This is a genomic window from Nonomuraea sp. H19 (genome assembly GCF_052068215.1).
Lineage (GTDB): Bacteria > Actinomycetota > Actinomycetes > Streptosporangiales > Streptosporangiaceae > Nonomuraea.
On sequence record NZ_JBQHCV010000004.1, the window covers coordinates 323,879 to 336,606 of the forward strand.

The window sequence follows — 12,728 nt, forward strand, 5'->3', positions numbered from 1 at the left end:
CGGCGCCCGGCCCTCTCCCGCGGAGGGCCGGCCCTCAGCGGGGCGTACGGCCGGGCCAGAGCTCGGCGACCGTCTCGGGGTCGAGAAGCGGCCGGGCCACCACCTCACCCGTGGCCCGGCCGATCACGATGCAGCCGCCGCCGACCGTGTCCGGCAACCTGGCGGGGTCGTCGGGGTCGAGCTCCGGGATCCACGCGACATATCCGTCATGGAAGCCGTAGAGTCCCACCGGCAACGCCTCGTCCGGCGGCCGTACCCCGTTGAAGTATTCCTCGGCCAGCGCCCGAGCCTGACCCAGGTTCATCGCGGCTGCCCTTTCCTGTCGAGAATCATGCAGAACACCCCGGTCACCGTCGTGTACGGGGGCTCGACGGACATGTGCCCCCGCTGCGCGTCGATCCAGATCACCTCGCCGTCGGCGTTGACGGCGTTCCACGCGTGGGTGCCGCCGCCCGGCCAGCGCACCACGATGACGGCGGCGGCCCCGTGCCCGGCGTTGAGCAGCCGCCGCGCGATCATCGGGTACGCGTGCCGCCCTTGGCCGGTGTACTGGAGGCGATGCCCGGCCCATCGCTCGATCCGCGCCCTGCTGCCCCGCTCGCCGGTGAGCAGCGGCCGGCCGACCCTGTCGTACTCGGGCAGCCTGGGTGCGGCTGTCGCGGGCTCGCCGTGCCAGGTGGACAGCACGGCCAGCGCGCAGTCGGCGGCGTTGGAGGTTCTGAACGGGTCGTCGGCGGGACCGCCGCCGTTGATCAGCCGTACCCAGGTGCCGCGCGGGTCGGGGAAGCGGGCGCCCGGCGGCAGTGCCGCGGCCAGGTCCCGCTCCACCTGCGGGTCCGGCTGCGCGAGCCCGCCCGGCACTCCGTACGGCCGGCAGTCGGCGAGCCTGGGCGGCCGGTGCGGCCCATCGAACCAGTCGCACTCCGGGGCCGGCTCGGCCGGCCCGTCGAGGACGCCGGACCAAGGATCGTCGGGCAGGGCCGCGCAGTCCTCGTCCGGCACCCCGTCGCCGGTCGCGGCCGCATCGGGCTCCTGCCCGCTCGCGGGCTCCATCGCCGCCGTCTGCTCTAAGGTGGTCGAGCCCCCCGGAGAATCGGCGTCCTTCACGGGCGCGGCATCGACTTCGGCGGCCCGCTCATAGTCGAGCCACCGCACACCCTCCCCGACCACGGGGTTGTACCGACCCTCTGGAAGGACCCACCGGACACTCGGCTTGTGCTCGCGGAACACGGCCTGCCTCCTGTCATGCTCGCGACCGATCGTAGAGGCGCCGCCCGGGCCGGGACGCGAATTCAGGCAGATTCGCCGCCGGCTCTACCCGCCGTACCTGCACAAACAGGCCCAAGCGCGACTCTCAGCACTCGATCACGTTGACGGCCAGCCCGCCCCGCGACGTCTCCTTGTACTTGTCGAGCATGTCGCGGCCGGTGTCCCGCATGGTCTTGATGGCCTTGTCCAGGGCCACGTAGTGGCGGCCGTCGCCGCGCAGCGCGATCCGCGCCGCGGTGATGGCCTTGTTGGAGGCGACGGCGTTGCGCTCGATGCACGGGATCTGGACCAGTCCGCCGATCGGATCGCAGGTCAGGCCCAGATTGTGTTCGATGCCGATCTCGGCGGCGTTCTCCACCTGCTCCGGCGTGCCGCCGAGGACCTCCGTGAGCCCGGCGGCGGCCATCGAGCAGGCCGAGCCGACCTCGCCCTGGCAGCCGACCTCGGCGCCCGAGATGGAGGCGTTCTCCTTGAACAGCACGCCGATCGCGGCGGCGGTCAGGAAGAAGCGGACCACGCCCTCGTCGTCGGCGTGCGGGACGAAGCGGGTGTAGTAGGTCAGAACGGCCGGGATGATCCCGGCGGCGCCGTTGGTGGGGGCGGTGACGATGCGGCCGCCGGCGGCGTTCTCCTCGTTGACCGCCAGCGCGAACAGCGCCACCCAGTCCATGGCCTGCAGCGGGTCCTTCTCCGCCGGCTCCGACTGCAGGCGGCGGTGGAGCTGGTTGGCGCGGCGCTTGACCTTGAGGCCACCGGGCAGTACGCCTTCCTTGGCGATGCCGCGGCGCACGCACTCCGACATGACGCGCCACAGGTTGAGGATGCCCGCGCGGATCTCCTCCTCGGTGCGCCCGAAGGCCTTCTCGTTCTCCAGCATGAGGGCGGAGATCGACAGGCCCGTGTTGGAGCAGTGCTTGAGCAGCTCCTCCCCGGTGGTGAAGGGGTAGGGGAGCACGGTGTCGTCCGGCTTGATGCGGTCGGCACCGGTGGCCTGCTCGTCCACCACGAAGCCGCCGCCGACCGAGAAGTAGACCTTCTCTCTGAGCTTCTCGCCGTCCGAGGTGTACGCGGTGAAGCGCATGCCGTTCGGGTGCTCGGGGAGCGAGATCTTGCGTTCGAAGACGAGGTCCTCGCCCACGACGAAGGGGATCTCGCGCGTGCCGTACAGCTTGACCGTGCCCGAGGCGCGCATGGCGGCCAGGCGGTCCTCGATCGTGTCGACGTCCACCAGCTCGGGCTTCTCGCCCGAAAGGCCCAGCAGGACGGCCTTGTCGCTGCCGTGGCCCTTGCCAGTCAGGCCCAGGGAACCGTACAGGATCGCCTCGACGCGGGCGACGCGCGGCAGGAGGCCGTCGTCGTGCAGGCCGCGGGCGAACTTGTGCGCGGCCGCCATCGGGCCGCCGGTGTGGGAGCTGGAGGGGCCGATGCCTATTTTGAAGAGGTCGAAGACGCTGATCGCCATTGATGTGCGCCCTTCAGGCAGGGCCGGGGCCCCGGTGAGGGCCCCGGCGAAATTAGATCAGGACTCACCCGAGGTGAGCGCCGTGTACTCCTCGGCGGACAGCAGGTCCTCCGGGTCGCCCTCCATACGGACGCGGAACATCCAGCCCTCGCCGTACGGGTCGCTGTTGGCGAGCGACGGGTCGTCCGCGACGGCCTGGTTCACCTCGACGATCTCGCCGCCGACCGGCGTGTAGATCTCGCTCACGGACTTGGTCGACTCCACTTCCCCGACCGAGTCGCCGGCCTCGACGACCGAACCGACATCGGGGAGCTGCACATAGACGACATCACCAAGCGCGTCGGCGGCATAGGCCGTGATGCCGACGGTCACGGTCAGCCCGTCGTCGACCCCGGCCACCCACTCGTGCTCCTTGGTGTAGCTCAGGTCGTCAGGGATGTTGCTCACTTCTTCCTCCTGTAAAAGGGCAGCTCGACCAGGTCCATAGGTTCTTGGCTGCCCCGGATGTCCACGGCCAGGCTTTTTTCGGCCCCGGTGTCCACGTAGGCCATCGCGATGGGCTTGCCCAGAGTCTGGGAAGGCGCACCGCTGGTGACCTCGCCGACGACGACGCCGTCTTTGGTGACCGGGTAACCATGTCGCGGCACCCGGCGGCCCCGTGCGACCAGGCCGACGAGGCGGCGCCGGGGCGGATCGTCCTTGACCGCCTCGAGCGCCGACCTGCCGACGAAGTCGCCGGGCTTGTCGAATTTCACCACTTTGCCGAGCCCCGCGTCGAACGGGGTGAGCTCGGCGGTGAGCTCGTTGCCGTACAGCGGCATACCCGCCTCCAGCCTGAGCGTGTCCCGGCTGGACAGGCCCGCGGGCTTGAGTCCGTACGGCTCGCCCGCGGCCATGAGCGCGTGCCAGAGGGGCACCGCGTCCTGGTTGGCGACGAAGAGCTCGAACCCGTCCTCGCCGGTGTAGCCGGTACGGGCGATGAGCGCCTCCCGCCCGTCCACCAGGCCGGGCAGGCCCGCGTAGTACTTGAGCCCGCCGAGGTCGGCGTCGGTGAGCGTGGCGAGGATCTCCTGGGAACGGGGCCCCTGTACGGCGATCAGGGCGTACTGGTCGGAGCGGTCTTCGACCACCGCGTCGTACGCCTTCGCGCGAATCGTCAGCTCATTCGCGACTTTTTCGTAGTTTGAGGCGTTTGCCACGACCATGAATTCCTCGTCGCCGAGCCGGTACACGATGAGGTCGTCGAGCACCCCGCCCCGCTCATTGACGATCATGGTGTATCTGGCCCGCCCGGGCGCCACCGCCGACAGGTGGCCGACCAGCGCGTAGTCCAGCGCCTGCCCGGCCTGCGGCCCTGTTACGAAGATCTCGCCCATGTGGGAGAGGTCGAACAGCCCGGCCGCCTCGCGAACGGCGTTGTGCTCCGCGGACTCGCTTCCGTACCGGAGGGGCATGAGCCACCCCGCGAAGTCGGTGAGCGTGGCGCCGAGGCTCTCGTGAACGTCTCGTAGCGGTGTCGGTCGGGACATTTTGCGCACCTCAGGACAGGATCGGATGCCAGCATCCTCCCCCTCTGTCATTGATGCCTGAGAGCTTCGCCCGGGTTTTACCGGACTTTCACCTTCGGCGAGGCCCCAGCAGGCCTGCTTTCCAGAGGACACCTCGTCCGTGCGGTCCTTTGCCTTGAGAGGTTCGCGGGGAGGGCTTGCTCCTTCAGGGACCCTGACCGGCTGTCAGGGTGCTCTCCCGCACGGTTTCGTCGGTGATGTCCGTCAGCCTAGTGCCGTGACGGGGGTGTTGTCGCGTACCGGTCTGTCCTGAACCGTCCGGGGGACGGTGACGTCGATAGAGGTATGAATCGGCGAACGGCGGCTCTGGGCCTCGCGGCCGCCCTGACAGTCACGTCCTGCGGCGCCCAGGAGGCCGCGGCTCCCGCGCCACCGCCTCGCTACGAGGCCAGTCTGACGGTGCTCGAAGGCGGCGGGCACGGGCCCCAGTTATGCACGATGGTCGCGGAGTCGAACCCGCCCCAGTGCGGTGGTCCCGACGTCATGGGCTGGGACTGGAGCAAGGTGAAGCATGAGTCGCTGGCCGGCGTGAAGTGGGGCTCGTACCGGGTGGTCGGCACCTGGGACGGCGCCCGGCTGACCCTGACGGAGCCGCCGGGAGAGCCGGTGCGGGCCAGGGAGGATCCGGCGGGGGAGGGCGGGTTCGCGAGCCCGTGCCCCAAGCCCGCGGGCGGCTGGCGGCCCGTCGATCCGGCCAGGGCGACGCAGGAGACCCTGGAGAAGGCGATGTCGCTGGCCGGGACGGCCGAGGAGTTCGCGGGAGCGTGGCTCGACCAGAGCTACCTGGACCCGCTCCTGACTCCCAGGGAGACGGAGAAGCAGGGCAACGATCCGAAGCGCCTGGTCCTGAATCTCAAGTTCACCGGCGACCTGGCGGGTCGTGAGAAGTGGATCCGGGGGGTGTGGGGCGGCGCGTTGTGCGTGAGCGGCGCGCAGCGCAGCCAGGCCGAGCTGCACGAGATCCAGCGGCAGGTGGAGGGCGAGATGGGCAGCGGCGGCCTCATCACGGCGTCTTCCAGCGTGACGCGGAACCGGGTGGAGGTGACCTCCTGGCTGACGAGCGATGACCTGCGCCGCAGGGTCGAGGAGAAGTACGGCAAGGACGTCGTCTTCTTCGACGACGTGCTGAAGCCGGTCGCGTAACGGCCGCGGGTGCCCGAGAAGGCATCCGCGGCTTTTCACCAGCATGTCGAGTGGCCGGCTTGCGTGGCACGAACCGTATGCTGTACGGTACGACGTACGATACGCTCGAAGGAGATCATGTGACCTTGCACGACATCCGGCCTTTCCGCCTCGAAACCGCCCAAGCCGATCTGGACGATCTGCACGCGCGGCTCGACCGGGTGCGCTGGCCGGACGAGGTCCCCGGTCTGGGCTGGGGATATGGCGTTCCGCTCGGCCACCTCAAGGAGCTGGTCGCGTACTGGCGTACCGGCTATGACTGGGCCGGCGCCCAGGCCGAGCTGAACCGGCATGACCAGTTCGTCACCGAGATCGACGGGCAGCGGGTCCACTTCCTCCACATCCGGTCCGCGAACCCCGATGCCCTGCCCCTGCTGATCACCCACGGCTGGCCCCGCTCCCCCGTGGAGTACCTCGACGTGATCGAGCCGCTCAGCCGGGACTTCCACCTGGTCATCCCGTCCCTGCCCGGCTATGGGCTGTCCGGTCCCACCCATGAGATCGGATGGGGCTCCACCCGCATCGCCAGAGCCTGGCTGGAGCTCATGACCCGGCTCGGCTACGAGCGTTTCGGCGTTCAGGGCGGTGACTGGGGCACCTGGATCTCGCGAGAGGTCGGCGTGCTGGCTCCGGAACGCGTCGCCGGCATGCACGGCAACGGCATCATCTGCTTCCCCATCGGCGCGCCCGGCGAGTTCGACGACCTGAGCGAGGTGGAGCAGGAACGCCTGGCCTTCCGCGAGCGCTACCTGACCGAGCAGTACGGCTACAAGCTCATCCAGTCGGCCCGGCCGCAGACCTTCGCCTACGGCATGGCCGATTCGCCGGTCGCGCTGCTGGCCTGGTTCGCCGGCGTCTACCACGAGTGGAGCGACGCCGGCATCGACACCGACCGGCTGCTGACCACGGTCATGCTCTACTGGCTGACCAACACCGCCGGCTCGGCCGCCCGGTCGTTCGTCGAGACGCCGGACACCGACCAGGACACCAGCGTCGAGTGGGAGCTCAAGCCGGCCACGGTGCCCACGTCGATCTCGGTTTTCCCCAAGGACATCCTGCGGCCGATCCGGCGCTTCGCCGAGCGCGACAACAACATCGTCGGCTGGGTGGAGCACGACCAGGGCGGCACGTTCGCCGCCCTGGAACAGCCGGAGGCGTTCGTCGCCGACGTCCGCGCGTTCTTCACGGGGCTGCGCTGAGGAGCACCGGCACTGAGCCGGTCAGCAGGCCGCCACCAGCGCCTCGAAGGTCGCGCAGTCGTCGGCCGCCTCCGGATGCCACTGCACGGCGACCGTGAACGGGCCCGAGTCCAGCTCGACCGCTTCGATCGTGCCGTCCTCGGCCGTGGCGGTGACGGTGAGGCCGGGGGCGAGGCGGTCGATGGCCTGATGGTGGTAGTGCGGGACGGTCACCGGCTCCGTGCCCAGGGCCTTGGCCAGCCGGGTGCCGGGGGCGGGGGTGATGGGCAGCGGGCCGAAACGGCCGGGCGCGGGGGAGTGGCCCGTGTGCCCGACCACGTCGGGGAGGTGCTGGTGGAGGGTGCCGCCGAGGGTGACGTTCAGCACCTGGAGGCCGCGGCAGATGCCCAGGAACGGCAGCTCGGCGTCGAGGGCGGCGCTGATCACGGCGAACTCCGCCTCGTCCCGAAATTTGCGGATATAGCTGGTCTTTTCCTCCGGTGTCGTGCCGTACCTGGCCGGGTCGATGTCGCCGCCCCCGGCCAGGATCAGCCCGTCCAGGCGGCTCACGACCTGCGCGGGATCGCCGGCCGGCGGCAGGACGACGGGCTGCCCGCCGGCGCGTACGACCTGCTCCACGTACATGTACGGCAGGAGCGCGACGGTCATGTCGGTCCACACCGTGAACTTCGCGGGCTCGACGTAGGACGTGATGCCGATGACAGGACGCACGACCCCTCCTAGAGCGGCGTCACGTAGGCGCCGGAAATGCCGCCGTCCACCAGGAACTCGCTGGCCGTGATGAACGACGCGTCGTCGCTGGCCAGGAACGCCACCGCGGCCGCGATCTCCGTGGCCTCGGCGAAGCGCCCCACGGGAACGTGCACCAGCCGCCGCTGCGCCCGCTCCGGGTCCTTGGCGAACAGCTCCTGCAGCAGCGGCGTGTTCACCGGCCCGGGGCACAGGGCGTTGACCCGGATGCCCTCCCTGGCGAACTGCACGCCGAGCTCGCGGGACATCGCCAGCACGCCGCCCTTGGAGGCGGTGTAGGAGATCTGCGACGTCGCCGACCCCATGACGGCCACGAACGAGGCGGTGTTGATGATCGAGCCCTTGCCCTGCCGCCGCATGTACGGGATCGCGTGCTTGCAGCACAGGTAGACGCTGGTCAGGTTGACCTCCTGGACGCGGCGCCAGGCGTCGATGCCGGTCTCCAGGATCGAGTCGTCGTCGGGCGGCGAGATGCCGGCGTTGTTGAAGGCGATGTCCACGCTGCCGTACGTCGCGTGCGCCGTCTCGTACATCCGCACGACGTCGTCCTCGCTGGTCACGTCGGCCTTGACGAAAAGGCCGCCGACCTCGGCCGCGGCCTTCTTGCCCGCCTCCTCGTCGACGTCCACGCAGACGACCCTGGCGCCTTCCTCGGCGAACCTGCGGGCCGTGGCCAGCCCGATGCCGCTGCCCGCGCCGGTGATGACGGCCACCCGATCCTGCAACCGCTGCACTGATCTCACTCCCTGCTCATTATTCGCTTTGCTCACTGCGCCGGGTTCACTCCCTGCTCATTTGGTCGTTCACCGCTCCTCATTCGCTTCGCGGAGTCCCTCCTTCGTCGGGCCTCCACTCCGCTCACTGCGTCGGGTTCACTCCCACGAAATGAAGACGTTCTTGGTCTCGGTGAACGCCGCCAGGGCGTCCGGGCCGAGCTCCCTGCCGAGGCCGGACTGCTTGAAGCCGCCGAACGGGGTCCAGTAGCGGACCGACGAGTGCGAGTTCACCGACAGCGCGCCCGCTTCGACCGCCCTGGCCACGCGCAACGCTCGTCCCACGTCGCGGGTCCAGATGGAGCCGCTCAGCCCGTAGGGGGTGTCGTTGGCGATCCGTACGGCCTCCGCCTCGTCCCGGAACGGCACGACCGACACGACGGGCCCGAAGATCTCCTCGGTGAACGCCCGGTCGGTGACGTCCGGGGTCAGCACGGTCGGCGGGAACCAGTAGCCCTTGCCCTGCGGGCAGGATCCCTGCAGGTAGGGGGTGCCGTCCGCGACGAAGCCGCGAACCCGGTCGAGATGCTCGGCGCTGATCAGCGGCCCCATCTCGGTGCTCTCGTCGAGCGGGTCGCCGACTTTGACGCCCTGTACGGCCGGGGTGAGCAGCGCCATGAACGCGTCGTACACGTCGGCCTGGACGAGCAGCCTGGACCGGGCGCAGCAGTCCTGGCCCGCGTTGTCGAAGACGGCATAAGGCGCGGTTTTCGCCGCCTTTTCGAGGTCCGCATCCGCGAAGACGATATTCGCGGATTTGCCGCCCAGCTCCAGCGTCACCCGCTTCACGTGGGCGGCGGCCTTGGCGGCGATCTCCTTGCCCACCTCGGTCGAGCCGGTGAACACGATCTTGGCCACGTCCGGGTGCTCCACCAGCCTGGCCCCCGCGACCTCCCCTGCCCCAGGCAGAACCTGGAGCACCCCCTCGGGGAGGCCCGCCGCCAAGGCCAGCTCGGCCAGCCTCAGCGCGGTCAGCGGAGTCCATTCGGCCGGCTTCACGATCACCGTGTTGCCGGCCGCGAGCGCGGGGGCGACGCCCCAGGACATGATCAGCATGGGGAAGTTCCACGGCACGATGACGCCCACGACGCCCAGCGGCTCCTGGAACGTGACGTCCACGCCGCCCGGCACCGGAATCTGCTTGCCGTGGTTGCGCTCGGGGGCGGCGGCGTAGAAGTGCAGCACGTCGCGTACGCTGCCGGCCTCCCAGCGGGCGCTCCCGATCGGGTGCCCGGCGTTGGCCAGCTCCAGCCGCGCCAGCTCCTCGCCGTGCTCGCCCACCAGGTCGGCGAAGCGCCGCAGCAGCCGCGCCCGGTCGCCCGGCGCCACGTCCCGCCACCCCGCGTACGCCTTCCTGGCACGCTCCACAGCCCGGTCGACCTCGGCCGCGTCGGCGAACTCGACCTCGGCGAGCACGTCCTCCGTCGCCGGATTAACGATCTTCATGCGTCCCTTCACATCCGCTCGAAACCACGGAACAGCTCCCAGTCCGTCACCGCCGCGTCGAAGGCGGTCAGCTCCACCCGCGCGTTGTTGGCGTAGTGCTCGACCACGTCCTCGCCGAACGACTCACACGCCAGCTTCGACCCCTCGAACAGGGCGAGGGCGTCGCGCAACGTGTGCGGCACCGTCTCGGCGCCCGAGGCGTAGGCGTTGCCCTCGTACGCCTCCTCCAGCGGCAGCTCGTTGTCGATCCCGTGCAGCCCGGCCGCGACCAGCGCCGCCACCGCCAGGTAAGGGTTGACGTCGCCGCCCGGCACCCGGTTCTCCACGCGCAGCGAGTGGCCGTGGCCGACGAGCCGGAGCGAGCAGGTGCGGTTGTCGACGCCCCACTTGACGGCCGTGGGGGCGAAGCTGCCGGGGACGTAGCGCTTGTAGGAGTTGATGTTGGGGGCGTACAGCATGGTGAGCTCGCGCAGGCAGGCGAGCTGTCCGGCGATGAAGCGGGCGCCGAGCGGCGAGAGCCCGTGCGGCCCTTCGCCGGCCATCACCGGATCTCCGTCCTGGCTGCGGAGGGAGATGTGGATGTGACAGGAGTTGCCCTCGCGGTGGTTGGGCTTGGCCATGAAGGTGATCGACTTGCCTTCCTGGGCAGCGATCTCCTTGGCGCCGTTCTTGTAGATGGAGTGGTTGTCGCAGCTCTTGAGCGCCTCGTCGTAGCGGAAGGCGATCTCGTGCTGGCCCAGGTTGCACTCGCCCTTGGCGGACTCGACGTACATGCCGGCGCCCTCCATGCCGCGCCTGATGCGGCGCAGGAGCGGCTCGACGCGGGCGGTGCCGAGGAGGGAGTAGTCGACGTTGTAGAGGTTCGCGGGCGACATGTCGCGATAGCCGCGCTTCCACGCGTCCTCGTAGCTGTCCTCGTAGAGGATGAACTCCAGCTCGGTGCCCACGTACGCGGTCAATCCGCGCTCGGCCAGGCGGGCGAGCTGCCTGCGCAGGATCTGGCGGGGCGAGGCGGTCACGTCGCCGCCGCCCTCCCAAACCAGGTCCGCCATCAGCATCGCGGTCCCCTCCTGCCAGGGCACCCGGCGCAGCGTCCCGAGGTCCGGCTTCATCACGAAGTCGCCGTACCCGCGATCCCAGGACGACATCGCGTAGCCGGAGACGGTGTTCATGTCCACGTCCACGGCCAGCAGGTAGTTGCAGCCCTCGGAGCCGTGCCCCACCACCTCGTCGAGAAAATAGCGCGCCGACAGCCTCTTGCCCTGCAACCTGCCCTGCATGTCGGCGATCGCGAGCAGGACGGTGTCGACGCGGCCGGCTGTCACCTCGTCGCGTAGTTCGCCGACGGACAGGAACCCTTCGCTCACGTGACGTCGCTCCGATCTGGACAGAGGCGCTTTCCCGTTGATTGGGCTAGTCTTAGACCATTGAGGTGCATGGCGGGATCCCTTGTCAAGACCTGAGGACATGTTGGACGAGTCGGCGCGTTTGATGACGGTGTTGCGCCCGGTGCGGGCGGGCAACGCCTTCGAGGAGACCGTGGAGCGGCTGCTCCAGGCCATCAAGCTGGGCGTGGTGGCGCCGGGTGACAAGCTCCCTCCGGAGCGGGAGCTCGCCGTTCGGCTCGGCATCAGCAGGGTCACCCTGCGCGAGGCGATCCGCGCCCTGTCGGACGCGGGCTACCTCGACGTACGGCGGGGCCGCTACGGAGGTGCCTTCGTCATCTACGAGCCCCCCGAACCGGGCGCGGGGGAGCTGCGGCAGGTCGTGGCGGCGATGGGCATGGACGATCTGTCCGACGCGCTCACGTTCCGGCTGGCGGTGGAGTGCGGGGCGGCCCAGGTGCTGGCCATGTCCGAGCTCACGGAGGACAAGCGGGCCGTGCTCGTCCGCCGGCTTTCGGACCTCAACCAGGCGCCCCTGGAGGACTACCGCCGCCTCGACACGGCCTTCCACCTGTCCATCGCCGAGCTGACCGGCTCCACCCTGCTGGCCACGACGTGCGCGGACGCCCGCTCGCGGGTGAGCGACCTGCTGAACGCGATCCCGATGCTCCAGGTCAACCTGGACCACGCCGCCGGGCAGCACCAGGCCATCGTGGACGCCATACTCTCGCGCGACCCCGACGCGGCGCGGCAGGCCGTGACCGAGCACCTGGAGGGGACGGCCGCCCTGCTGCGGGCGTTCCTGTCATGACGGCCCCACGGAAGCCGTCACGAGTCCTGACGCTTTACCATCTGCCAGACCGACCCATAGACGGCAGACTTCCCGCCACGCGACGTATGGGGCTTCGCGGCTCGTACCATCAGTTCTAGGCCCATGGAAAATTGGTTCCAGTTCAACATCGTCGACACGGGACGGCTGCCGCTGTTCTGCTACTTCGTCACGCTCATCGTGGCGTTCATCGCCACCCGCATCAACGTGCGCCTGATCAGGGCGAAGGTCGGCTGGTTCCGCAACGTGAACGTGGGTGAGATGCACATCCACCACGTCGTGTTCGGCGTGGTGCTGATGCTGATCGGGGGCGTCGCCGGGCTCATCGTCTCCTCCGCGTCCCAGGTCGGATACGCCGTCGCGGCGTGCATTTTCGGCGTCGGCTCAGCGCTGGTGCTGGACGAGTTCGCGCTGATCCTGCACCTGCACGACGTGTACTGGGAGGAGGAGGGGCGCACGTCGGTCGACGCCGTGTTCATCGCGGTCGCCGTCACCGGCCTGCTCCTCATCGGCCTGCGGCCGCTCACCTGGGACTACGGCACTTTCGTCGCCCCCGCCGCGCTCATCATCGCCAACCTGGCGCTCGCCGTGATCACGCTGCTCAAGGGCAAGATCTGGACCGGGATGGCGGGCCTGTTCGTGCCGCCGATGCTGCTGGTCGGCGCGGTACGGCTGGCGCGTCCCGGCTCGCCGTGGGCGCACTGGTTCTTCGCCAAGCGGTCGCCGCGCAAGATGGCCAGGGCCATCCACCGTGAGGAGCGATGGCGGCGGCCGGTGATCAAGGCCAAGATCGCCTTCCAGGAGTTCCTCTCGGGGCGCCACGATCTGCCATCCACCCGGCGTGGCCGTCGGCATACTTGACGTC

At 69.6% G+C, this 12,728-nt stretch carries 13 protein-coding genes and 2 riboswitches; of the genes, 4 read left to right on the forward strand and 9 right to left on the reverse strand.

Annotated elements, in window-relative coordinates:
- Window positions 1-34: 34 nt before the first annotated feature.
- The 5 genes from ACTMTI_RS10860 to gcvT all read right to left on the reverse strand — a co-directional run bounded on the left by ACTMTI_RS10860 (window position 35) and on the right by gcvT (window position 4,260).
- A complete protein-coding gene (locus ACTMTI_RS10860) occupies window positions 35-304 on the reverse strand; it encodes a hypothetical protein (protein ID WP_441120057.1) in 270 nt (89 codons plus the stop codon).
- Window positions 301-1,230, reverse strand: coding sequence for a toxin glutamine deamidase domain-containing protein (locus ACTMTI_RS10865; RefSeq protein WP_441120058.1), 930 nt, complete (start codon window positions 1,228-1,230; stop codon window positions 301-303). Before ACTMTI_RS10865 ends, ACTMTI_RS10860 begins: the two co-directional genes overlap by 4 nt.
- Before the next feature lie 124 nt (window positions 1,231-1,354).
- Window positions 1,355-2,731, reverse strand: a complete 1,377-nt coding sequence (locus ACTMTI_RS10870) for an L-serine ammonia-lyase (RefSeq protein WP_441120059.1) — start codon at window positions 2,729-2,731, stop codon at window positions 1,355-1,357.
- Window positions 2,732-2,788: 57 nt separating this feature from the next.
- On the reverse strand, window positions 2,789-3,178 hold the full coding sequence (gene gcvH / locus ACTMTI_RS10875; RefSeq protein ID WP_441120060.1) for a glycine cleavage system protein GcvH: 390 nt from the start codon (window positions 3,176-3,178) through the stop codon (window positions 2,789-2,791).
- Entirely contained in the window at window positions 3,175-4,260 is a 1,086-nt protein-coding gene (gene gcvT / locus ACTMTI_RS10880; protein ID WP_441120061.1) for a glycine cleavage system aminomethyltransferase GcvT, read from the reverse strand. Before gcvT ends, gcvH begins: the two co-directional genes overlap by 4 nt.
- A gap of 34 nt (window positions 4,261-4,294) precedes the next feature.
- Window positions 4,295-4,392: riboswitch (glycine riboswitch) on the reverse strand.
- A riboswitch (glycine riboswitch) is annotated at window positions 4,393-4,490 on the reverse strand.
- Between the two features lie 94 nt (window positions 4,491-4,584).
- On the opposite strand from gcvT, the gene ACTMTI_RS10885 reads away from it, so the two are divergent.
- Together ACTMTI_RS10885 and ACTMTI_RS10890 are read left to right on the forward strand one after the other, a co-directional pair.
- A complete protein-coding gene (locus ACTMTI_RS10885; protein ID WP_441120062.1) occupies window positions 4,585-5,442 on the forward strand; it encodes a hypothetical protein in 858 nt (285 codons plus the stop codon).
- Window positions 5,443-5,561: 119 nt separating this feature from the next.
- Window positions 5,562-6,680 carry an epoxide hydrolase family protein gene (locus ACTMTI_RS10890; RefSeq protein WP_441120064.1) on the forward strand — a complete coding sequence of 373 codons (1,119 nt, stop codon included), beginning with the start codon at window positions 5,562-5,564 and terminating at the stop codon, window positions 6,678-6,680.
- A gap of 21 nt (window positions 6,681-6,701) precedes the next feature.
- Here ACTMTI_RS10890 and ACTMTI_RS10895 read toward each other — a convergent pair whose 3' ends face one another.
- The 4 genes from ACTMTI_RS10895 to ACTMTI_RS10910 form a co-directional block, all read right to left on the reverse strand.
- A complete protein-coding gene (locus ACTMTI_RS10895) occupies window positions 6,702-7,391 on the reverse strand; it encodes a gamma-glutamyl-gamma-aminobutyrate hydrolase family protein (protein ID WP_441120065.1) in 690 nt (229 codons plus the stop codon).
- An 8-nt stretch (window positions 7,392-7,399) separates the two neighbouring features.
- Window positions 7,400-8,164, reverse strand: coding sequence for a 3-oxoacyl-ACP reductase (locus tag ACTMTI_RS10900; protein WP_441120282.1), 765 nt, complete (start codon window positions 8,162-8,164; stop codon window positions 7,400-7,402).
- Window positions 8,165-8,302: 138 nt separating this feature from the next.
- Window positions 8,303-9,649 carry an aldehyde dehydrogenase family protein gene (locus tag ACTMTI_RS10905; RefSeq protein ID WP_441120067.1) on the reverse strand — a complete coding sequence of 449 codons (1,347 nt, stop codon included), beginning with the start codon at window positions 9,647-9,649 and terminating at the stop codon, window positions 8,303-8,305.
- 8 nt (window positions 9,650-9,657) lie between these two features.
- Entirely contained in the window at window positions 9,658-11,016 is a 1,359-nt protein-coding gene (locus tag ACTMTI_RS10910; protein ID WP_441120068.1) for a glutamine synthetase family protein, read from the reverse strand.
- 124 nt (window positions 11,017-11,140) lie between these two features.
- On the opposite strand from ACTMTI_RS10910, the gene ACTMTI_RS10915 reads away from it, so the two are divergent.
- Both ACTMTI_RS10915 and ACTMTI_RS10920 read left to right on the forward strand, forming a co-directional pair.
- Entirely contained in the window at window positions 11,141-11,845 is a 705-nt protein-coding gene (locus ACTMTI_RS10915) for a FadR/GntR family transcriptional regulator (RefSeq protein WP_441120069.1), read from the forward strand.
- Window positions 11,846-11,968: 123 nt separating this feature from the next.
- Complete coding sequence (locus ACTMTI_RS10920; protein WP_441120071.1) at window positions 11,969-12,724, forward strand: hypothetical protein; 756 nt, start codon at window positions 11,969-11,971, stop codon at window positions 12,722-12,724.
- The last annotated feature ends 4 nt before the right edge of the window (window positions 12,725-12,728 follow it).